This is a genomic window from Corynebacterium freneyi (assembly GCF_030408835.1).
GTDB classification, from domain to species: domain Bacteria; phylum Actinomycetota; class Actinomycetes; order Mycobacteriales; family Mycobacteriaceae; genus Corynebacterium; species Corynebacterium freneyi.
In genome coordinates, this window is the sequence record NZ_CP047357.1 from 2,633,605 (window position 1) to 2,653,693 (window position 20,089).

20 protein-coding genes are annotated in these 20,089 nt (G+C 69.5%); 10 read left to right on the forward strand and 10 right to left on the reverse strand.

Annotation, left to right across the window (positions count from 1 at the left end):
• Positions 1-10: 10 nt before the first annotated feature.
• Together CFREN_RS11800 and CFREN_RS11805 are read right to left on the reverse strand one after the other, a co-directional pair.
• Positions 11-1,453, reverse strand: a complete 1,443-nt coding sequence (locus tag CFREN_RS11800) for a dynamin family protein (protein ID WP_244979471.1) — start codon at positions 1,451-1,453, stop codon at positions 11-13.
• The gene (locus CFREN_RS11805) at positions 1,453-3,309 is read right to left on the reverse strand and encodes a dynamin family protein (protein ID WP_209651801.1); all 1,857 of its coding nucleotides are present in this window, start codon (positions 3,307-3,309) and stop codon (positions 1,453-1,455) included. Before CFREN_RS11805 ends, CFREN_RS11800 begins: the two co-directional genes overlap by 1 nt.
• 199 nt (positions 3,310-3,508) lie before the next feature.
• Between CFREN_RS11805 and CFREN_RS11810 the strand changes: the two genes are divergently transcribed.
• Both CFREN_RS11810 and CFREN_RS11815 read left to right on the forward strand, forming a co-directional pair.
• Complete coding sequence (locus tag CFREN_RS11810; protein ID WP_209651799.1) at positions 3,509-4,366, forward strand: hypothetical protein; 858 nt, start codon at positions 3,509-3,511, stop codon at positions 4,364-4,366.
• 193 nt (positions 4,367-4,559) lie between these two features.
• Positions 4,560-5,054 (forward strand): hypothetical protein, encoded by a 495-nt coding sequence (locus CFREN_RS11815; RefSeq protein WP_239253186.1) that lies wholly within the window; start codon positions 4,560-4,562, stop codon positions 5,052-5,054.
• Between the two features lie 18 nt (positions 5,055-5,072).
• On the opposite strand, the gene CFREN_RS11820 is transcribed toward CFREN_RS11815, so the two are convergent.
• Positions 5,073-5,774, reverse strand: a complete 702-nt coding sequence (locus CFREN_RS11820) for an RDD family protein (protein ID WP_209651796.1) — start codon at positions 5,772-5,774, stop codon at positions 5,073-5,075.
• Between the two features lie 126 nt (positions 5,775-5,900).
• Between CFREN_RS11820 and CFREN_RS11825 the strand changes: the two genes are divergently transcribed.
• Positions 5,901-6,698, forward strand: a complete 798-nt coding sequence (locus CFREN_RS11825; protein ID WP_209651794.1) for an exodeoxyribonuclease III — start codon at positions 5,901-5,903, stop codon at positions 6,696-6,698.
• Positions 6,699-6,702: 4 nt separating this feature from the next.
• Here the strand turns inward: CFREN_RS11825 and CFREN_RS11830 are convergent, their stop codons facing one another.
• Positions 6,703-7,386 carry an ArsR/SmtB family transcription factor gene (locus tag CFREN_RS11830; RefSeq protein WP_070523469.1) on the reverse strand — a complete coding sequence of 228 codons (684 nt, stop codon included), beginning with the start codon at positions 7,384-7,386 and terminating at the stop codon, positions 6,703-6,705.
• 164 nt (positions 7,387-7,550) lie between these two features.
• Here CFREN_RS11830 and CFREN_RS11835 point away from each other — a divergent pair, with 164 nt between their 5' ends.
• Positions 7,551-8,519, forward strand: coding sequence for a DMT family transporter (locus CFREN_RS11835; RefSeq protein WP_209651792.1), 969 nt, complete (start codon positions 7,551-7,553; stop codon positions 8,517-8,519).
• Here the strand turns inward: CFREN_RS11835 and CFREN_RS11840 are convergent.
• Positions 8,452-9,654: a multidrug effflux MFS transporter gene (locus CFREN_RS11840; RefSeq protein ID WP_209651790.1), complete on the reverse strand. Its 1,203-nt coding sequence runs from the start codon at positions 9,652-9,654 to the stop codon at positions 8,452-8,454. The genes CFREN_RS11835 and CFREN_RS11840 overlap by 68 nt on opposite strands.
• Before the next feature lie 100 nt (positions 9,655-9,754).
• Here CFREN_RS11840 and CFREN_RS11845 point away from each other — a divergent pair, with 100 nt between their 5' ends.
• Entirely contained in the window at positions 9,755-10,270 is a 516-nt protein-coding gene (locus tag CFREN_RS11845; RefSeq protein WP_070523477.1) for a MarR family winged helix-turn-helix transcriptional regulator, read from the forward strand.
• A gap of 6 nt (positions 10,271-10,276) precedes the next feature.
• On the opposite strand, the gene CFREN_RS11850 is transcribed toward CFREN_RS11845, so the two are convergent.
• Genes CFREN_RS11850 through thiE form a run of 4 tightly spaced genes read right to left on the reverse strand, consistent with a single transcriptional unit; the run spans position 10,277 to position 13,218 of the window.
• Positions 10,277-11,113 carry a thiazole synthase gene (locus CFREN_RS11850; protein WP_209651788.1) on the reverse strand — a complete coding sequence of 279 codons (837 nt, stop codon included), beginning with the start codon at positions 11,111-11,113 and terminating at the stop codon, positions 10,277-10,279.
• Between the two features lie 4 nt (positions 11,114-11,117).
• Positions 11,118-11,327, reverse strand: a complete 210-nt coding sequence (thiS, locus tag CFREN_RS11855; RefSeq protein WP_070523480.1) for a sulfur carrier protein ThiS — start codon at positions 11,325-11,327, stop codon at positions 11,118-11,120.
• Positions 11,328-11,353: 26 nt separating this feature from the next.
• Positions 11,354-12,442 (reverse strand): glycine oxidase ThiO, encoded by a 1,089-nt coding sequence (gene thiO / locus CFREN_RS11860; RefSeq protein ID WP_209651786.1) that lies wholly within the window; start codon positions 12,440-12,442, stop codon positions 11,354-11,356.
• Positions 12,439-13,218, reverse strand: a complete 780-nt coding sequence (gene thiE, locus CFREN_RS11865; protein WP_209651783.1) for a thiamine phosphate synthase — start codon at positions 13,216-13,218, stop codon at positions 12,439-12,441. The genes thiO and thiE overlap by 4 nt, the downstream gene beginning before the upstream one ends.
• 32 nt (positions 13,219-13,250) lie before the next feature.
• On the opposite strand from thiE, the gene CFREN_RS11870 reads away from it, so the two are divergent.
• Both CFREN_RS11870 and CFREN_RS11875 read left to right on the forward strand, forming a co-directional pair.
• Positions 13,251-13,565 carry a hypothetical protein gene (locus CFREN_RS11870; protein ID WP_070523488.1) on the forward strand — a complete coding sequence of 105 codons (315 nt, stop codon included), beginning with the start codon at positions 13,251-13,253 and terminating at the stop codon, positions 13,563-13,565.
• Positions 13,566-13,674: 109 nt separating this feature from the next.
• Positions 13,675-14,391, forward strand: a complete 717-nt coding sequence (locus CFREN_RS11875; protein ID WP_209651781.1) for an Abi family protein — start codon at positions 13,675-13,677, stop codon at positions 14,389-14,391.
• A gap of 36 nt (positions 14,392-14,427) precedes the next feature.
• Here the strand turns inward: CFREN_RS11875 and CFREN_RS11880 are convergent, their stop codons facing one another.
• A complete protein-coding gene (locus CFREN_RS11880) occupies positions 14,428-14,940 on the reverse strand; it encodes an NUDIX hydrolase (RefSeq protein ID WP_209651779.1) in 513 nt (170 codons plus the stop codon).
• Between the two features lie 131 nt (positions 14,941-15,071).
• Here CFREN_RS11880 and CFREN_RS11885 point away from each other — a divergent pair, with 131 nt between their 5' ends.
• From CFREN_RS11885 to CFREN_RS11895, 3 genes are read left to right on the forward strand one after another with little or no spacing between them, the layout of a single operon-like run.
• On the forward strand, positions 15,072-16,673 hold the full coding sequence (locus tag CFREN_RS11885; RefSeq protein ID WP_209651777.1) for a GlnX family signal transduction membrane protein: 1,602 nt from the start codon (positions 15,072-15,074) through the stop codon (positions 16,671-16,673).
• Positions 16,673-17,707: a glutamate ABC transporter substrate-binding protein gene (locus CFREN_RS11890; RefSeq protein WP_209651774.1), complete on the forward strand. Its 1,035-nt coding sequence runs from the start codon at positions 16,673-16,675 to the stop codon at positions 17,705-17,707. The genes CFREN_RS11885 and CFREN_RS11890 overlap by 1 nt, the downstream gene beginning before the upstream one ends.
• Complete coding sequence (locus CFREN_RS11895) at positions 17,704-20,061, forward strand: serine/threonine protein kinase (protein WP_209651772.1); 2,358 nt, start codon at positions 17,704-17,706, stop codon at positions 20,059-20,061. The genes CFREN_RS11890 and CFREN_RS11895 overlap by 4 nt, the downstream gene beginning before the upstream one ends.
• The last annotated feature ends 28 nt before the right edge of the window (positions 20,062-20,089 follow it).

Sequence of the window (20,089 nt, forward strand, 5' to 3'; positions counted from 1 at the left end):
AACGATTCGATCAGCTTAACAGCGTTGACACCATCGTGATCAGTCGAACGCGAGAGTCTTCCTCCGCCGCAGATCGTCCCAGAAGGCCCATCCGCTGCAACTCGTCGTACATCTCCCGGGCCCTCTGACGCACCTGCGAGGGATCGGCCGCAGCCGGCAAACCCACCCTCTCGGCGGGGTTCGACCCGGTCAAGGCGTCGTAAAGCAAAGGCATGAGCACCGAATCCGGCGACGTCGCCGCCAACCCCCGGTACGCGGTGAAGAGCATCACCGGCGCCATCGCCGGCTGATTGACCAACACACCGTGGATGTGCCGCACATGGGCCGACAGCTCATGGGAATAGCCGAGCAACTCCAGCTGGTGCAGCAGGCGGGCGGCGCGGCCCAACGCCGCATACCGCAGCAGGCCACCCTCGAGGACGCGGCGCAGGCGGGCGACGCCGGACCGGTCCTCCAACCATTCGTTGAGCGCCACCGCACCCTGCGCCGCCACACCCGCGCCCCGCACGACGCCGTACTCGCCCAGCAAATCGAGGGCCCGGTCCCGCAACCCCGCGTCGATGCGCTGCGGGGCCTCGGCCTCGAGCTCCTCGACGAGATCCTCCGAATCCAGGCGCCCGAGCTGCGCGACGGCGCGCGCCACCGGCTCAGTCACCCGGCCCGTCGCCGCCGACTCCGCCATCAGGCCCGACACCGGCACGACCTCGCCCATCAACGACCCCAGCCGACCGCGCAGCACACCGCAGTACCGCTCGGCGTGCTCGATCGGGTCGCGGCGGCCGAACGCGCCCTCGCCGAAGGAATCCGCGCGGGCCAGCACGCCGATGGTGTTGAGCGGGGTGAAACCCAGCTTGCCGATGAACTCCCGCTCATCCATGCGTGGCGACGAGTCGAACAGGAACACCGCCGCATCGGCGTCGACCGACGCATCACGCGTCTGGGCGTAGCCGTCGATGAGCGCCCGCTCGGTGGCGTCGCGGTTTTCCACGGTCAGCGTGGCGATGCCCGGGGTGTCGATGATGGTCATCCGCTCCACCGCCGCCGACGGCAGGAACCGCTCGACGAAGGCGACCTCCGGCACGGGACGGCAGACGTCGACGAGCACCCCGTCATCGAGGATGCCCCGGCTGCGCACGCCGTCGTTGCCCACGACCTCCGCCCGCGACGGGGCACCGTAGCGGAAGACGGTGACGGCGTTGGTCGTCTCCAGCGTGCCCGTCGCCGCGACGTTTTCACCGATCAGCGCGTTGACCAGGGTGGACTTGCCCGCCTTGAGCCTGCCGACGATGAGCACCCGAGGCGGCGAAAACAGGATCCGGCCCAGACGATTGGCGTGGTCGGGCAGATCGCCGCCGCCGGAGGCCAGCGCGTGGAGCGCCTGGTCGATCTCGTGCGTCACCGGATCCATCGACGGCTGCTGCATCTGCCCGGTGTGCGTGTTCCCCATGTTCATCAGCGCCCCACTCCCCGCAGCGTTCCGGCGGAGGTGGCGAGATCCGCGCGGACCTTGGCGACGATTTCCTTGTTCCGGTTGAGTCTGGCCAGCGTCTGCCGCCGCTCTTCCTCCGAGGCGCGGGCGGTGGCGCGGGCGTCTTCGATGCGGCGTTTGAGTTCGTCGCCCTCGCGACGCAGGCGTGCCCGGTAGCGCAGCACGATTTCGGTGCGCACGGTGGTCACCAGGGTGTCGATGTTGCGGTTGACGCTCATGCGCAGCGCCGCCACGGTCTCGCGCGTCCAGGTGACCAGGTGCTGCTTGCCGTTGCGCATCGCCCGGTAGGCCATGTTCACGCCGAGCCATCCGCCGCCGATGACCGCCGCGGGCAGGGCGATGGTGGCCAGGCCCATCGCCGCCAGCGCGCCGCCGCCGGCCGAGGCGATGGCGGGGCCGGAGATGATGCCCAGGGTGAGCATGCTCGGGTCGAGGAGGTTTTCGGTCTTCGACGCGACGGAATGCCGACCGTCGCCTGCGCCGCCGGGGGCGATGCTCAGCAGCGCCGCCCCCGCCATCGCCTCCCATTCGTGGTCGTCGCCGAACAGGGCGTTGGCCTCGCGGCGCAGCACCTCCAGCTGCCGGTTGACGGTCGACTCCGCCGCCGCGGACAGTTCCTCTTCGATGCGGGAGGTGAACACCTGCGGCTTCGACCGCAGCACCTTCATTCCGGAGTTGTTGATGGTGCGGATCCAGTGCTCGCGGATGCGGTCCATCTCGGCGTCGAAGTTGGCCATGATTGATTGCCTTGCGACGGAGATGTTGCGGGACAGGATCTGCTCCCACTCCTGGCCGTGGTCGCGCAGTCGGCGCAGTTCCTCGCGTCGCGCCTCGAGCTCGGGGACGACCTCTTCGGCGCGGTCGACGGCGGCGATGTCGGCGTCGATGGACGCGGCGACGCCTTCGAGCGCGGATTCGGCCATGGACAGCGCCGCCACCTTCGACAGCAACGCGCCCCGGGCCATTTCGGCGGCGATGTGGGCGCGCAGTTCGGCGACGCCGGAGGTTTTTTCCACGCGGGCGCGGCGATCGGGGTCGGCCATCTCCGCGGCGTCGACCGCGCGCAGGCTGGACACTCCGATGACGGGCACGTCGCGGCCCAGGTGCTCGCGGATGAGGCGGCGGTCGTCGTCGACGATGGCCCGCCAGCGGCGCAGGTTCTTGTCGGTTTTCGTCACCGCGACGACGACGGATCCGGCCGCCTGAGCCGCGCGGGCGAGGATGTCCATCTCCGGGGCGGTGATCGGCGTCGTGGCGTCGCACACCATGAGCAGCACGCCGGCGCCGCGGGCGCGTTCGAGCGCGATGTCGATGGCCTCCCGGTCCAGGCCGCCGGCGCCGGGGGTGTCGATGAACAGTGCCCTGGGCACGTGGTCGCCGGCCACGCGGACGGTGACGCCGGTGGGCAGTTCCGGGGTGTCGGGGTCGGAGACCCGGGCGCCGTTCATGGTCGTCCACTCACGCAACTCCGACAGCGGCGCCCGTTCGACGTAGTCGCCGAAGTTGAGGTCGATGACCTCGGTGTTCTCGTCCGACCGCAGCACCTGCACGGGAACGGAGGTGCACACGTCGACGTCGACGGGCAGCAGGTCGCGGGCGCCGGCGATTGCGTTGATCACGGAGCTTTTGCCGCGTTTGACCTCGCCGACGACCACGACGGTGCCGCGCAGGGTGGTGTCGGCCCACGTGCGGCGAATCGCTTCGGCCGCGTCGGCGTGCCCGTATCTGTCGAGGACCTTCAGCGCCGAGGACACGGTTTTCGCGGCCGATTCGACTTCGCGCCGCAGCGCGGTGCGCGCGTCTGCCTGCGTCGCCGTCATGTGCTTCCTCACGTAGGGGTCGATGGGGTCTGCCGCTCTCGGGGCATTCGTCATCATAGAAGGTGCTCCGGAAAATGATGCCCCGCGAAGATTGGTCGTGGATAATTTCCGGCGACGGGAACATTCCGCGAACCCGCCGCATCTCATCGTCGAACAACGCGGAAGACCACCGCACACGCGACCCGAGAGGATCAGGAAAATGTCCGGAAACGACAACCCCGCCGACCGCAACAACCCCGCCGACAACGCTCCCGCCGACGCCATCCCCGAGGACAAGGCCGTGCCGGCCGACGCCGCCGCCCCCGAGTCGGGCCTGGGCATCAGCCTGGACGAGGTGCTGGAGGAGTCCGCCAACGACGCGATGTCGGCGTCGGATTTGGACGGCGACGGCTCGATCGACCAGATCGTGCTGGACCTGGACAAGGACGGCTACGTCGACACCATCGTCACCGACATGGACGGCGACGGCGAGGTCGATTCCATCCAGATCGACACGACCAATGACGCGATCCTGGACACGACGCTGTCCAGCACGGAGGAGGTCGACGCGTTCCTCGACCAGGGCGCCGCCCCCGACGTTCCCCCGGCCGCTCCCGCCGCCCCGGCCGCCCCGGGCCCGGAGCGCGCGGCGGACGTGGACGCCGTCGACTACGACGTCTACGGCCAGGTGGAGGGCCCGGACATCACGATCGATCTGGACGCGGCGGAGGTCGTCGGGGCGACGGACACCACCGGCGATGGTGAGGTGGACACGCTGTCCCTGGATCTCGACGGCGACGGCATCGTCGACGCGGAGGCGCGGGGTGCCGACGGCGAGAACTTCTCCGAGCTGCACGTGGACACGTCCGGCGATGGCCGCATCGATCACGTGTGGTCGGACACGGATGGCGATGGCACGATGGACACCCTCGAGATCGACCGCGACAACGACGGCTACTCGGACATCCGGTACACGGACACCGATGGCGACGGCATCGTCGACATCGTGGAGGAGGATCCGAACTTCGGTGGCGCGGACGATCCGGTCGATCCGGGCGCCGACGGCCTGCAGGTGTAGTCCGGCCGGTTTTCACGGCATCTCGTTGCTTTGCGACGCCCCGGCGTCCCCGCTTCTTCGGCGGGGGCGCCGGTTTTTCGTCGTAAAGCAGGAACTTTCGCGGCGGCTAGCGGGAACTTTCGGGGCTGTCGGCGCATCTCATCCGTGAATGCGCCACAAGGCGACGGCCCAACTTTCAAGGAGCGGAAGAGAAATGTCGGACAACACGGTTTTCACGCAGTTCATCGAGAATCTCCGCGGCGACGACGCCGGCAAGGACGTGCCCGAGCAGTCGACGCCCGGGCAGGCCTGCGGGGAGTCGGGAACCCCCGAGGCTCCCGAAGTCGGCGCCGTGCCGCTCGGGGACATCGACGACATCGTCGATTCGGTGGATCCGGAGATGGTGGTGACGAAGTCGGACCTGAACCGGGACGGTGCGATCGACGAGCTGTCCATCGACCTCGACGGCGATGGCGTCGCCGACGTCACCATCGCCGATTACGACGGCGACGGGGTGGTCAACAGCGTCGATTACGATCTCGACGGCGACGGGGAGGTCGACGCCCGCGCCTACGATTTCGACGGCGACGGCGTGGCGGATTCGATCCTGTACGACACCACCGGCAACGGCGAGTTCGACACCCGCCACCATGATTTCGACGGTGACGGCATCGTCGATTCGATCAGCGTCGACCCCGGCGCCATGTGATCGGCCGGGGCGGGGAGGCTACTTCTCCTTCTTCTCCGTCACCCGCGTGCCGACGGCCCGTTCGTGTCCTCCGCGACCGAGCGGGTCGTTTCCCGCGCTCAGGCCGATCCAGGCCATCATGGCCAGGCTGATCATCCAGCCGAGGCCGGGGATCATGGACGGCAGGATCCACAGGTTGCGGCGAAGTCCGTCGGTGCCGGAGACGGGCAGGCCGTTGGGGCCGCTCATGTGCAGGCCGAAGATGTGTTTGCCGGGCGAGCCCTCGAAGACGGCGTCGCCCATGGCGCGGTAGCCGTAGAAGCCGGCGGGCCCGGCGAAGATGGCTGCGACGGCGCCGTAGGCCCATGCGTCGGGCGGGCCGAATGCGCCGAGCAGCACGAGGATGACGCCGAGCAAGCCCGCATAGACGATGGCGTCGACGAACAGGGCGCCGAACCGTGTGCTCAGCGGCGCGTTGACGGCGTCGGGGTCGTAGCCCAGCGCTTCGGCCGCGGCGACGGTGGCCGGGGTGATGTGGGGGTTGCGGGGCACGCCGAGCAGCGGGTGGTCGGCCGGCACGGGGGTGCGGGCGACGTGGGGCGCGGGGGTCGGCGCCGGGCCCGGTACGGGCGCGGGGACCGACGGAGTCGCGAACGGGTTGACGTCGAAGGGGTTCGCGTACGGGTCGGTGGACGGGTTGACCGACGTGGTGGGGTCGCCCTGGTTTCGCTCGTGTTGCATTGCGGTCGTCGTCCTTCCGTCGCGCGCCGGTGTCACCCCGTCCAACGTCGCAGGTGGCGCGATTGTTCCCGGAGCGATCGTCCCGGCGCGCGTCGCCTCGTCCGTGCCGCCGGGTACGGTTGCCGCATGCGTATTTGCGTCTGGAACGTCAATTCGGCCCGCACTCGCCTGGAGCGCATGGTGGGCGTGTTGGAGCGGCATGCCATCGACGTGTTGGCGGTGCAGGAGACGAAGTGCCGGGATGATCAGTTCCCGGCGGCGCGTTTCGAGGAGCTGGGCTACGAGGTCGCCCATCATGGGCTCAACCAGTGGAATGGCGTGGCCATCATTTCGCGCGTCGGCATCGAGGACGTCGAGGTGGGGTTCCCGGGGCAGCCGGGGTTCACGAAGGATCAGGAGCTGGAGCAGCTGGCGGAGGCCCGGCACATTACGGCGACGTGCGGGGGCGTGCGCGTCCACAGCGTGTACGTGCCCAATGGTCGTGCGGTGGGTGATCCGCATTACGACTACAAGCTTCGGTTTTTGGAGGCCCTGCGCGATGCGGGCCGTGCCGCGCTTGACGACGATCCGGCCCACAAGGCCATGATCGGCGGCGATTTCAACATCGCCCCGCGTGACGAGGACGTGTGGGACATGGCGTTTTTCGACGGCAAGACGCATGTCACGGGCCCGGAGCGGGCGGCGTTCGAGGCGCTGCAGGAGGCGGGTTTCCGTGACGTGACGCGCCCGCGCACCGAGGGCGAGTGGACGTATTGGGATTACCAGCAGCTGCGGTTCCAGAAGCGCCAGGGCATGCGCATCGATTTCCAGTTGGCGTCTCCGGCGTTGGCCGACACCGTCACCGGCGCGTTCATCGACCGTGAGGAGCGCAAGGGCAAGGGCGCGTCGGATCACGCTCCGGTCGTCGTCGACTACGACGTGTAGCCGACTACGCGGTGTAGAACTCGGCGAAGATCGCCTCGCCGGCGGAAGTCACGGCCAGTTCGCGGGATCCGGGGACGCTTTCGACGAATCGTTTGGAGATCAGTCCCTGCAGCAGCATCGCGCCGAGGGCACCGGCGAGGTGTTTGTCGCCGTGGCTCCAGTCGTCGCACATGAACGACCGCTTTCGGCCTGCGGGCAGGCCGGTGAGTCCCGCGCCGAGCCGGGCGAAGCATTTTTCGGCGTTGGGGCCGACGTCGACGACATCGCCGTCGACGACGATGGCGCGCTTGTCGACGAGTCCGCGGGTGAGTTTCACGCCGACTTCTCCGGCGAGGTGGTCGTAGCAGGACCGCGCGTGCGCCAGCCCCGAGTCGGCGTCGAGGGCGGGGTATTCGGGGGCGAGTCCGGCAGCGCCGAGCAGCGATGCCACCACCTCGCCGACGCGGGGGTCGGCGAGGCGGTAGGTGGCGGTGCGGCCGCTGCGGGTAACGCCGACGATGCCGGCGTCGCGGAGTCGTTTGAGGTGGTTGGACAGCGTCGATTCCCCGACGCCGAGTTGTTCGGCCATGATCCGCACGCGGGATTCGCCCTCTTCCAACAGCAGGCGGAGGATCATCAGCCGCACCGGCGAGGAGCATTCCGCCGCGATCGACGCGGCGAAGGCCAGGCCGTCGTCTTCGGTCTTCATGGCGGCTCCTTCTCCTCTTTCCTTCGTCCTCCTCGCCCCGCAGGGTCTGCGACGGGCGTTTGGGTTCCCCTCCCCCGCATCGGGGGACGGTCGCGTCCTTTTCACCTGGAACGGTAGACGCGCACCGTTTCGTCATGCAACCTTGCTTCACACTTCAGCAAACAATGAAGTATCGACGAAAGGCCGCCATGCAATCCGACTCCCGATCCGCCGCCCCGGCTTTCCACGGGCGGCCGATGATCCGTTTCGCCGTCCTCGCCGCAGTCTGGGCCACGCTATGGTCCGGTGCTTTCGCGGCGACGAAGATCGCCGTTTCCCAGTCGGCCCCGATGACGGTCGTCGCCATCCGCTGCACCGTCGCCGGCGCGCTGATGGTCGCGTTGTCGTGGCGGGCGACGGGCGGACCGCCGAAGAAGGGGCTCGGCGGGCTCATCATCGTCGGAGTCCTCAACAACACCGGCTACCTCGGGTTGATCGCCGCGGCGCTGCCCCACGTGTCGGTGGGCATGGCGGCGATACTCACGTCGACGATTCCCATCGTGGTGCTCGTCATTTCGGCGTTGCAGGGCGAGCAGCTGCGGATGGTCCAGTGGGCGGGGTGCGTCATCGGTTTCGTCGGCGTGACCGGTTCGGCGTTGACCCGCCTGGGTTCCGGCGACACCACGGGCGGCGGCATCGCCATCGGGTCGGCGGCGGTGGCGTGCCTGATCGCGGGCACGGTGCTCACGCCGAAGCTGGTTCCGCCGGGCAGTCCGTGGATGTCCACCGGCGTCCAGAGCCTCGCCGGCGGTCTGCCCCTGGCCGTCGGGGCCCTCATCTTCGACGGCGCCCCGGATTTCACGCCGCGGTTCTTCATCGCGGTGGCCTACCTCATCATCGGCGCGTCGGTGTTCGGCATGACGTTGTGGTTGATGATCATCCGCGAATTCGGTCCGGAGCGCGCCGCCGCCGCGCATTTCCTGCCGCCGCTGGTCAGCCTCGGGTTGGGTGTGGTGCTTCTCGACGAGATCCCGTCGGTGGCCGCAGTGGTCATGTGCGCGCCGGCGGCCCTGGGCGTCTACCTGGCTACGCGGCCTCCCGCTTCACCGCCCACGCGACACCGAGCAGGGCGACGGCGGCCGAGCACGTCATGACGGTGCCCATGGTCACCGCGGCGTCGGCGCCGAGGCCGACCAGCGGGGAGATGGCGCCGGCGACGACGAACTGGCCCGCGCCGAGCATGGCCGACGCCGCACCCGCGCGCCGCCTGGCCAGGCCCGTCGCGAGTGCCGTGGCGTTGCCCATGATGAAGCCCATCGCCCCCAGCGCCACCATCAGCAGCGGAGCGATGATCCACACAGTGGGGTGCAGGTGGGCGTCGGCAAGCAAAAACACGGACACCGCGAGCAGCGCCACGATGCCGGCGGCCAGCAGGCGCCGCGGGTCGACGGTGTTGACGATCCGCGCGCTGATCGCCGAACCGAGAACGATCATCGCCGACGACACGGCGAACAGCAGCGAATACGTGCCGACGCCCAACCCCAGCTGGCCCTGCATGACGAACGGCGAGCCGGAGATGTAGGCGAACATCGCACCGAAGCTGAACCAGAAGGCGATGACGTAGCCGAGGAAGCCGCGGATTTTCACGACCTCCGCGATGCCGCCGAACAGCCCCCGCAGGCCACCGGCACTGCGGTTTTCCGCGGGCAGGGATTCCTTGACGACGGCGGCCAGCACCACCAGGGCCGCGACGTTGAACACGCCCATGAACACGAAGATCGAACGCCAGCCGAAGGGCACCAGCAGCAGCGCGCCGATGATGGGGGCGAGAATCGGGGCGACGCCGTTGATGAGCATCATCAGGGAAAACGCCCGGGCCGCGGACTTGCCGGCAGCCAGATCCGCCACCACCGCGCGGGCCAGCACCACGCCCGCGCCGCCGGCGATGCCGTGGACGAACCGGCCGCCCCACATCACCCACACGTCCGGCGCGACCGCGCAGACGAACGCCGCGACCGCCGCCAACAACTGGCTGCCCAACAGGAGGCGGCGCCGCCCCATCGAGTCCGACATCGGGCCGATGAAGAACTGGCCCAGCGCCATGCCCGCCATGAACAGCGTCAACGTCAGCTGCACGCCAGGCTGATTCGTGCCCAGATCCCCCGCCATGAGCGGGAAGGCCGGCAGGTAGGTGTCGATCGACAGCGGGCCGGCCATCGTCGCCAAAGCCAGGGCCGCCAGGAGCGACAGGGGGACGCCCCCGTTTTTCCCGTCGATTTCCGCACGCATGTAACACACGACTTTCTACACTGAATATATAGTTGAGGGACTATTCCGGACCCCGCGGCCAGACCGCGGCGACCCTGGATCCGAGAAAGGAAAGTACACCATGGTTTCCGCTTCTCCCGCCGAGAACCCGGACTTCGACGAAGAGACGAAGGAAAACGTCCGACGCATCGCGATCGGGGTCTACGACTTTCTGGCCGCCACGCGCCGCCTCGGAGAGCGACCCAACCAGCGGCTCGACATTTCGCAGTCCGAGATGGAGGTCCTGCACTTCATCTCCACCCACCCCGGCTGCGGCGTGTCCGACATCGCGCGGCTGCGTTTCCTGCGCCCGTCCAACGTGTCGGCCACCGTGCGCCGCCTGCTGGACAACAACCTGATCAAGCGCGAGCACAACGCCGTCGACCGCCGCGCCCAGGACCTGTACGTCTCCGAAACCGGCAGCGCCCTGCTGGAGCAGATGATCGGCCACTGGGGTGCCATCATCGAACGCATCGTCCGCACCATGAGCCCCGACGAGGTGCGCCGCCTGGCCAAGGCCGTGCCCCCGCTGATCAAACTGGCCGAGCACTCCGAGACCTTCGTCGAGGAGCACCAGAGGCGGCACGAGACGTTTTAGGGGCTGCTACCCCAGGTCCTCGTAATCCGGCGACGACGCCAGGGCCCACGAGCGCTTGGGGATCCGCCCGGCGCGGTACGCCAACCGCCCGGCGGCGACGCCGTCGCGCATGGCGGCGGCCATGAGCACCGGGTCCTTCGCGCGGGTGACGGCGGTGGCCAGCAGCACGGCGGAGCAGCCCAGCTCCATCGCCCGCGCCGCGTCCGACGCCGTGCCGATGCCCGCGTCGCAGATGACGGGCACGCCGGCGCGTTCGACGATCATGCCCAGGTTGTGTTCGTTGAGGATTCCCTGCCCCGTGCCGATCGGCGCGGCCAGCGGCATGACCGCCGCGCAGCCGATGTCTTCCAGCCGCTTCGCCAGCGCCGGGTCGTCGTTGGTGTACGGCAGGACGGTGAAACCGTCGTCCACCAGCTGTTCGGCGGCGTCGACGAGTTCGAGGGCGTCGGGAAGCAGGGTCCGGTCGTCGGCGATGACCTCCAGCTTCACCCACGACGTGCCCAGGGCCTCGCGAGCCAGCTGCGCGGTGAGCACCGCCTCGCGTGCGGTGCGGCAACCGGCGGTGTTCGGCAGCGCCTCGATGCCCAGCTCGTCGAGCAGACTCAGCACGCCCGTGCCGCCGCCGGAGTCGACGCGACGCATGGCGACGGTGGTCAGCACCGTGCCCGACGCCTTCAACGCCTCGCCGAGCACCGCCTGATTCGCCGCGCCACCGGTGCCCATGATCAGCCTGGAGCCGAACTCGCGGCCGGCGATGACCAGCGGATCGGAGGTGGCGCCGACGGTGCCGTCGACGGTGGCGTCGACGTGTGCGCCGCTGCGGGAGTCGGCCTGCGCCGCCATGCCCCTACCCTCCCTGGACCGCGGTGAGCACGTCGATGGCGGACGGCTCGAGCTCCCCGACGGTGGAGCCCCACCGCTCGCGCGGCAGGACGACGCCGTCGACTGCGACGGCCACGCCACGGGAACCGCCGGCGACGTCGTCGACGATGGCGGCGATGGTGGCGTCGGCCGCGAGCTCGCGGTCGGCGCCGTTGACGGAAACGGTGCTGGTCATTGTGTCCTCGTTGCTTGATTCGATGCTCATGAACGGAAACGGTTCGGGTCCGCGCTCGCCACCTCGGGCAGCGGTTCGCCCTCGACGATGCCGCGCACGGCGTCGGCGGTGACCGCGGCCAAAAGGATACCGTTGCGCCCGTGGCCGCAGGCGGCGACGACCCCCGGCCGCACCTCGCCGATCAGCGGCACGTTGTCGGGCGAGTACGGCCGCAGCCCGGCGGAGACTTCGGCGAACGCGTAGTCGTCGATGCCGGGGAACACCATCGCCGCGTCGTCGAGCAGCGTCCGCGTCCCGCCGGCCGTCGCCTCCAGGTCGTGGCCGTGTTCGTATTCGGTCGCGCCGACGGCCAGCCCCCAGCTTCTGGGCACCAGGTAGCAGGGCCTGCCGTGCACGCGGGCGCGGATGGTGCGTTCGGGCCTGCTTTCCGACGACCCGCGTCGACGCAACCGCAGCACCTCCCCCTTGACCTCGCGAACGGGAACGTCGATCAGTTCCGCCGACCCCGCCCCGGCGGCGACCACCACGACGTCGGCGCCGACGCCCTCGCGCAACTCGTCGACGTCGGTGACGGTGCCGAGCACCCTGTTCACGCCCAATTCGCGGCAGGCGGCGCCGAGCTTCGACAGCAATTGACGGTTGTCGACGCTCCACTCGTCGTCGCACACCACCGCACCGCGCAACACCGGGGCCAGCGACGGCTCCAAGGCGCGCAGCTCGCGGCGGGTCACCCGGCGCAGCACGCCCGGGTAGTGCTCCTCGGTGGTGGCCACGATCGACTCCACGTCGGCGGCGTCGGCCGCATCGATGCCGGCGAGCACCGTGCCCCGTCCGGTGAGAATGCCCGACTGCTGCGTCGGCACCCCCTCCAGGTCCTCGAGCAGCGGCAGCCACCGACGCAGCGACGCGGCACCGAGGTGCAGCATCGCCTCCTCCCCCGGCCACGCCTCCGTATACGCACCGAACATGCCGCCGGCGACCCAGCTCGGGCCGGTCGCCGCACTCGGCGCCTGCAGCGTCACGCGATGGCCGGCGTGGGCCAACCGGAAGGCCGTGGCCATCCCGATGACGCCGTTGCCGACGACCGCGACGTGCAACGAATCGTTGGCGCTCATCGCGCGTCCTCCCCGGCGACGTCCTGCCCGCCGACGGACTCTCCGCCGACGGCCGCCCGCAGCGCCGCCGCATTCGCCCGCAACGCCTCATCATCGGCCGCACCGGTCAGGGCGCGCACCACCACGAGCTTCGATGCACCGGCCGCGGCGACCTCCCCCGCATTGGAGGGGTCGATGCCGCCGATGGCGAAAAAGGGATGCGCGTCGCCGTCGTCACGCACCACGCCCGCCGCGTGCCGGACCAGATCCAACCCCGCAGCCGGACGCCCCGGCTTCGTCGGGGTGGCCCACACCGGACCGGTGCAGAAATAATCCAGATCCGGATCATTCGCCGCCGCATCGACCTGACCCGCGTTGTTGCAGGACTTGCCCAACAACATGTCCGGGCCGATGAGCCGCCGGGCCACCGCCACCGGCAAATCCTTCTGCCCCGTGTGCAACACATCCGCACCGGCGGCCACGGCGATGTCCGCCCGGTCGTTGACCGCCAGCAACTTGCCGTGACGGTCGGCGACCTCGCGCAGCACCGCCAGCGCCGCCAACTCCTCCGCGGCCTCCATCGCCCCCAGACTCCGCTCGCCTGCGGACCCCTTGTCGCGCAACTGAATGATGTCCACCCCCGCCGACAACGCCGCATCGGCGAACCGGGCCAACTCCCCGAAATCCGGATCGATGTGACGGCGGGCATCCGTGACCAGGTACAACGAGGCCCCCGCGAGCGTCGCTCGGCGCCCGGCGCGCGGCCCGGAAACCCCTTCCGAAACATTGTTCAACATGCGCCCAGCGTAGCGCGGATACTCTGGGCCGCATGGACATGAAGTTGAAGAAGGCCGAAGACGTCAAGACCGCCCCGCTCATCGCGACGGGCCTCATCGGCGGATGGCTCACCGCCCGCGAAACCGGCATCCGCCCCCTCGGCGGCGTCATCCTCGCCGCAGCCGGCATCTACTCCGCCCGCACCTGGTACGCCCGCAAGGGCCCCCTGGCCACCGCCGGCCTGCTCGGCGCCTACATCGGCGCATTCGGCGCCTCCCACCCGGCCGCCAAGAAGATCGGCGCCTGGCCCGCCGTCCTGTCCGTCACCGCGGTGGCGTCGGGACTGGCGGCGATCGCTGATCAGTAGGTTCGCAGAAAACAAGCAGCCCCGGGAGCGCAAGCTCCCGGGGCCACCGAAAAGGAATGGCAATCGGCCTACGCCGACGCTCACTGATTGCGAGAGTACCACCACAGTGATGACAGGCCAACCAGAGCTCGAGAAATTCCTGGGAAGTGCGCGCTTCGCGCCGTACCTCACTGAAGCACACGGAAACATCGATCGGGCCCAGGAACTCTATCGATGGAACAACGAGCTTTCGGGCGCGGTCCATGCTCAGCTGTCTCACGTGGAAATCCTGACCCGAAATGCAATCGACGCTGCACTTGCGAATTGGTGCGGGTCCTTGAACCCAGGCCACGACTGGACGGCCCACCAACAAACTCCGACGCTGTTGTACGACCTCGGCGGCGACGCCATAAGGAGGGCCAGACGGGATGCAAAGCGCGAAGCAGCAAAGCGCCCTCACACTCATCCCCGCCACGGCGCAGTCGCCAATCACGACGACATCGTCGCGCAATTGACCTTCGGGTTTTGGCCCCGGATTTTAGGCGCGACAGATCCAAGCCTGACTCCGAAGGCGAAGACTCTTTGGACCGACGCGCTTTGCCAGGCGTTTCCGAACGCCTACACCAGCGATAAAGGCCGGGAATACGTCGGCAAGAGGCTCGAGCGGCTCCGGCAGCTACGAAACCGCGTTTCACATCATGAGAACCTCCTGCGCGTGAATCTCAATGACCGCATGAAAGACGTTGCCACGGCTTTGAACGCTATCGATCCCAACTGCGCATCCTGGGCCTTTCAGGGCAGCCGCGTCCGCTCCGTTGCCCGCGCAGATCCCCGGAACTTCTGGTGACCCCCTCCTAATTGCCGAATACCCGAAACCAGGCGGCTACGTGGCCTCCGGTACCCCGCGCAGCAGTTCCTCGGCCCGGCGGCGCACTCCCGGCCAGGACTCCGCGAACGCCGGCAGCAACGGCAGGTCGGCGACCTCATCGAAGGGCACCCACCGCAGCTCCAGCGATTCGGCATTGGGGAACGTCTCCAACTCGCCGTCGGCCACGGCGTAGACGGTCGTGTACGTCCAACCGCCGGCGAGCTCGGGGCGCTCGGGATCGGCCGGGAACGGCCCCGCGGTCACCTCGGCCCCGAGGACCCGCACCTGATCGGCCGTGATCCCGGTCTCCTCCTCCGACTCGCGCAACGCGGCCTCGGCGGCGGTTTCATGCGAATCGCGGGCGCCGCCGGGCACCCCCCACGTCAGCGGACACGACGTCCACTCCGCGCGATACTGCATGAGCACCCGACCGCCGGGGGCAAACAGAAGCAACCCCGCGGCGCCGAGTTTCCCCCACAATCGGGAGCCATCGGGGCCCGCGGCCCAGCCATTGCCGTCGTGAAGCATGGCCCCAGGGTACGCGGTCGCCGACGCCCCCCTCCCTGTGGTTTGCCTCACAAGGCATCGGGACTAACATCTGCACCAGAGTTGCCCCACGCTCGCGGGGCCGGATCTGCACCGACGGGAGGCGACGCGCAATGGCCGCAGATGCCGCCGACAAGCGGCGCCGTCCCCGCAGAACCAGGTTCACCGGCCGCCGCTCCCCCGGGGGCACCGAACTCGGATCGACGGCCCCGTCATCTGCGACGGCCGACGCTTCCGCAACGGCCACGGCACCCAAGACATCCGACGCACCCGCAACACCCGAATCGACGCCGCAGCCCGCCTCCGGCGACCCGCGGTGGACGCCGTCGACGACTCAGCCGCCGCAGACCTCCCCGCAGGACCAGCGCGACGCCGACGAACGCCTCGACGACCTCGAGCTGGGCACCGGCACGACGACGTTCGGTTCGATCGTCGGCGAACGCATCGCCCCGGCGCTGGAACTGCCGCGCCGGACCCTGTCCTTCCTGCTGACGTCGCCCGGTCGGCTGACGTTGGCGGCGGTGGTGCTCATCGTCGCGATCCTCGCCGCGGGCCTGTCCATGTCTCAGTCGGCGAGCAACAGGCAGCAGCAGCTGGCCACCGTGTCGTCGGCGTCGGAACCGCAGGCCAACGCGGCGCAGAACCTGTACTCGGCGCTGACCATCGCCGACGCCTCCGCCAACACGTCGTTCAGCCGCGGCGGCCTCGACAGCGCCCCCGAACTGCGGCAGCGTTACGACGACGCCATCGCACAGGCCACGCTCGCCGGAACCCGCGCGGCGGCCGGAATCACGGACGTCGACGGAGAGTCGATGGAACACATCGCCACCGTGCAACGGCTCATCCCCGTGTACACCGGCCTGGTCGAAGCCGCCCGCGCCAACGCCCGCCAGGGCCATCCCGTGGGCGTGGCCTACCTGGCCGAAGCCTCCGGCCTGATGCGCAGCGACATCCTCCCGGCCGCGGCCGCACTGTACGAGGACACCAGCCAATCCGTCGCCGACGACCGGGCGAAACTGACCGGCCTGCCGTGGGTGCCGCTGTCGGGACTGCTCGCCGCCGTGCTGATGCTGCTGTTCGTCCAATGGCGCATGACCCGCCGCACCGGGCGCCTGTTCAACACCGGCATGACCGCGGCGACGGCGCTGATGGTCATCGCGTTTCTGGCGGTGCTGCTCGCGCCGATGCTGTCGTGGAGCGGGTCGGCGACGTTCGGCGGCTCCTACTCGCCGGTGCAGACGCTGACCGAAGCGCGCATCACCGCGCAGCAGGCCCGCGCCGCCGAAACGCTGACCCTGGTCCGCCGCCAGCCCGGCGAAGTCGCCGCCTTCGAAGAAGCGGCGAAGAAGATCGACTCCCTCATCGAGGAATCCGGCCAAACCGGCGAAGGCGCCGAGCACGCGAAGGAATCGCTGCAGGAGTGGCGCAAGGGCCACACCGAAATGCGCGCCCGACTCGACCGCGGCGACTACGCCGGCGCCGTGGAGGCGGCGACGGTCGAAGGCGCCGAACCGCACTCGTCGGCCGACGCCTTCGGCGAACTCGACGCAGCGCTGCAGTCGGCGATCTCCGACGCCCGCCTGGACCTTCGCCGCAGCCTCGAAGACGCCCGCCAATCCTCCGCCGCCCTGTCGGCCCTGGTCACCCTGCTGTCCCTCGGTGCGGCGATCTGCGTCGTCCTCGGCTTCCGCCACCGCCTGATGGAGTACCTGTGATGCGACTCCGCCGATTCCGCGCCCCCTTCCCCGCCCCCGCACGAGCGGTCGGCGCCGCGGCCGCCGCGACGCTGCTGACGCTCACCGCGTGCACCCCGCAGGCCCCGCTGGTCGACGACCCCTACAACGAGATCATCGAACGCGCCTCCGGCGGCACTCCCCTGCCCCCGGAAGCCCGCTACGAGAAGGCCGACACCCGCCCGGCGAACCTGCCCGACGGCGCGGCCACCCCGCCGTCGCCGACCCCGGCGACCGGCCCCGTCGAAGAACGTCTGCCCGACATCATCGACCGCGGGCGCATCATCGTCGGCGTCGACCAGTCGCTGAACCTCCTCGGCTTCCGCGACGCCTCCACCGGCGAACTCGCCGGCTTCGAAGTCGCCCTGGCCCAGGAAATCGCCCGCGACATCTTCGACGACCCCGACGCGGTGGAATTCCGCTACGTCGACTCCACCGAGCGCATCGAGGCCCTGAGCAGCGGCCGCGTCGACGCGATCGTCCGCACCATGTCGCTGACTCCGGAACGCGAGGCCGTCGTCGACTTCTCCGCCCCCTACCTCACCGCGCGAGCGGGCATCCTGGTCCCGGCATCCGGTTCCGTCGACGAAACGGACGAGATCTCGTCGGCGGCCGACCTCAACGACCGTCGCGTCTGCGTCGCCGCCGAGTCCACCCCGGAGGAAATCGTCCGAGCCGAGGCCCCCGGCGCGACGCTGCTGCTGGTGCGCAGCTGGTCCGACTGCCTGGTGGCCATCCAGCAGCACCAGGTCGACGCGGTGGTCGCCGACGACACCATCCTGGCCGGCATCAACGACCAGGACCCCGGCACCACCATCGTCCGCCGGGGCCTGAGCACCGAAAGCTACGCGGTGGGCGTCGCCGACGGCAACGTGGCGCTGGCCGCCCAGGTCAATCTGACCATGGAACGCATCCGCGCCGACGGCACCTGGCAACAGCTCTACGACACCTGGCTCGGCGCCTTCCTGCCCGGAGGCCAACAGCCGGTGGGCATCTACCGGGAGGAGGACCGATGACCGACCGCGACGAATCCGCCCCCGCCACCGAGTCCGTCCCCGCGACCGAAGCCGTCGCCTTCGACCCCTTCGCCGACGATTCCGAACCCGGCACCGTCGCCACGCCATTCGACCCCTTCGCCGACGACGACGATGACGACGACTGGCCCACCGGCTCGTCGTCAAGCGGAACGACCACCCCCGTCGACCCGTCCGCCGAATCCCACCGCCGCGCCCTGGACACCTTCCGCGCCCGACGCGGCCGCGCCCGCCAGGGCCGCACCGTCGCCGACGGCATGGTGCAGCTGCCGTTCATCCCGCCGACCGACCCGCTCGACGCCGTCATGTCGCCGGAGAAAATCGCCGCCACCGGCAAACCCACCCCGACGCTGACGTCGGGCGACCTCGTCGCCGGCCAATACGAAATCGCCGGCCCCATCGCCCACGGCGGCCTCGGCTGGATCTACCTGGCCAAGGACCACAACGTGTCCGACCGCTGGGTCGTGCTCAAGGGAATGATGGCGTCGTCCAACGAACGCGACCTCGCCGTCGTGCAGGCCGAACGCGAATTCCTCGCGGAGATCACGCACCCGGGCATCGTGAAGATCATCAACTTCGTCGAACCCTCCGACGGCGAGACCGGCTTCATCGTCATGGAGTACGTCGGCGGCCCGTCGCTGCGGCAGCGCCGGCGCGCCCAGCCCGACGGCGTCATGCCCGTCGACATCGCCATCGGCTACGTCCTGGAACTCCTGCCGGCCCTGGACTACCTGCACTCCCGAGGCGTGGTCTACAACGACCTCAAGCCCGACAACGTGCTCATCACCGAAGACCAGGTCAAGCTCATCGACGTCGGCGCGGTCACCGGCATCGGCGCCTACGGCCACATCTACGGCACGCCCGGCTTCCAGGCCCCCGAGGTCGGCCGCACCGGCCCCACGGTCGCGTCGGACATCTACACCGTCGGCCGCACGCTGGCGTCGCTGATCACCGACCTGCCGGCGACCAACGGCGTCTACGACCCCGGCCTGCCCACGCCGATGGAGGAACCCATGTTCCGCCGGTACCTGTCGCTGTACCGGCTGCTGCTACGCGCCTGCAACGAGGACCCGGATGCGCGTTTTGCCAGCGCCGACGACATGGCCATCCAGCTCACCGGCGTGCTGCGCGAGATCCTGGCGGTGCGCGACGGCGTGCAGTACCCGCACATCGGCTCGCTGTTTTCCCCGCAGCGTTCGACGTACGGCACCAAGCACCGGGTGTTCCGCACCGATCAGCTGGTCGACGGCATCGCCCGCGACGTGATCATCACCCCCCAGGAGATCACCGCCGCCCTGCCGGTGCCGCTGGTCGACCCGACGGACCCGGGGGCTCGGCTGCTGTCGGCGTCGTCGTTCACGGAGCCCGGCGAACTCATCGACACCCTCACCGCCGCCATGCGCGACCCGGAGAATTCCACGTCGGTGGAGATTCCCCTGGCCATCGTCCGCGCGCAGCTGGACATCGGGTCCACGGAGGAGGCCCGCGACGATTTGCGGGCGGCTCCCCCGCGTCTGCGCAAGGACTGGCGGTGGGGCTGGTACGCGGGCATCACGGAATTGCTTCTCGACGACTACGACTCCGCCCTGGAGTCCTTCAACCGCGTGTTGACCATGTTGCCGGGCGAGCCGGCGCCGAAGCTGGCGTTGGCGGCGACCCTGGAGCTGCTGCAACAGCGGGCGGGGATCTCCCATCAGCAGGTGCTCGATCCCGTCACGGCGCGGGCGGTGGCGAACCTGGACCGGCAAATGGAGGACATCCCCGAGTCGATGCTGCGGCACCTGACGGATACGTGGACCACCACCGCCGCCGATCCGGTGTGCATGCGGTTCCACGCCACCCGCCTGTACGCGATGGTGTGGGCGACGAACCCGTCGACGGTGTCTTCCGCGTTCGGCCTGGCGCGCCAGTTGACGGTGGAGGGCCAGCAGGAGATGGCGATTTCCATGCTGGACCGGGTGCCGGCGGCGTCGCGGCATCACCGGCTGGCGAAGTTGACCACCATCCTGCTGCTGACCTCCGGCGCCCCGGAATCGTTGACGGAGTCGCGCATCCGCCGCGCCGCCCGTCGCCTGGTGGAGCTGCCGACGAACGAGCCGCGGATGGAGCAGTTGCGCATCGCCGTCATGGTCGCCGCCCTGAATTGGCTGCGCGCCAGCGGGTTGGATCATGCGGCCAGCCGCAACGAGCTTTTCGACGTTCCGTTCACCGTGGCGGGTCTGCGCGCCGGCCTGGAGGAGGGTCTGCGGCAGTTGGCCAGGTCGTCTCCGTTCCCCCGCCACAGGTACCGGCTGGTGGACATGGCGAACCTGATTCGGCCGCGCACCTGGCGTTGATCCCCACCCCCACGGTTTTCTCGGCTTT

Coding starts and splice junctions, on each gene's coding strand:
- CFREN_RS11815 (WP_239253186.1), top strand. CDS start 4,560: ATGTCGGACAACACGGTTTTCACGCAGTTCATCGAGAATCTCCGCGGC.
- CFREN_RS11880 (WP_209651779.1), bottom strand. CDS start 14,940: ATGCTTCACGACGGCAATGGCTGGGCCGCGGGCCCCGATGGCTCCCGA.
- thiO (WP_209651786.1), bottom strand. CDS start 12,442: ATGAGCGCCAACGATTCGTTGCACGTCGCGGTCGTCGGCAACGGCGTC.
- thiS (WP_070523480.1), bottom strand. CDS start 11,327: ATGACCAGCACCGTTTCCGTCAACGGCGCCGACCGCGAGCTCGCGGCC.
- CFREN_RS11895 (WP_209651772.1), top strand. CDS start 17,704: ATGACCGACCGCGACGAATCCGCCCCCGCCACCGAGTCCGTCCCCGCG.
- CFREN_RS11825 (WP_209651794.1), top strand. CDS start 5,901: ATGCGTATTTGCGTCTGGAACGTCAATTCGGCCCGCACTCGCCTGGAG.
- CFREN_RS11805 (WP_209651801.1), bottom strand. CDS start 3,309: ATGACGGCGACGCAGGCAGACGCGCGCACCGCGCTGCGGCGCGAAGTC.
- CFREN_RS11800 (WP_244979471.1), bottom strand. CDS start 1,453: ATGAACATGGGGAACACGCACACCGGGCAGATGCAGCAGCCGTCGATG.
- CFREN_RS11885 (WP_209651777.1), top strand. CDS start 15,072: ATGGCCGCAGATGCCGCCGACAAGCGGCGCCGTCCCCGCAGAACCAGG.
- CFREN_RS11890 (WP_209651774.1), top strand. CDS start 16,673: ATGCGACTCCGCCGATTCCGCGCCCCCTTCCCCGCCCCCGCACGAGCG.
- CFREN_RS11830 (WP_070523469.1), bottom strand. CDS start 7,386: ATGAAGACCGAAGACGACGGCCTGGCCTTCGCCGCGTCGATCGCGGCG.
- CFREN_RS11810 (WP_209651799.1), top strand. CDS start 3,509: ATGTCCGGAAACGACAACCCCGCCGACCGCAACAACCCCGCCGACAAC.
- CFREN_RS11850 (WP_209651788.1), bottom strand. CDS start 11,113: ATGGCGGCGCAGGCCGACTCCCGCAGCGGCGCACACGTCGACGCCACC.
- CFREN_RS11820 (WP_209651796.1), bottom strand. CDS start 5,774: ATGCAACACGAGCGAAACCAGGGCGACCCCACCACGTCGGTCAACCCG.
- thiE (WP_209651783.1), bottom strand. CDS start 13,218: ATGTTGAACAATGTTTCGGAAGGGGTTTCCGGGCCGCGCGCCGGGCGC.
- CFREN_RS11845 (WP_070523477.1), top strand. CDS start 9,755: ATGGTTTCCGCTTCTCCCGCCGAGAACCCGGACTTCGACGAAGAGACG.
- CFREN_RS11875 (WP_209651781.1), top strand. CDS start 13,675: ATGACAGGCCAACCAGAGCTCGAGAAATTCCTGGGAAGTGCGCGCTTC.
- CFREN_RS11870 (WP_070523488.1), top strand. CDS start 13,251: ATGGACATGAAGTTGAAGAAGGCCGAAGACGTCAAGACCGCCCCGCTC.
- CFREN_RS11835 (WP_209651792.1), top strand. CDS start 7,551: ATGAAGTATCGACGAAAGGCCGCCATGCAATCCGACTCCCGATCCGCC.
- CFREN_RS11840 (WP_209651790.1), bottom strand. CDS start 9,654: ATGCGTGCGGAAATCGACGGGAAAAACGGGGGCGTCCCCCTGTCGCTC.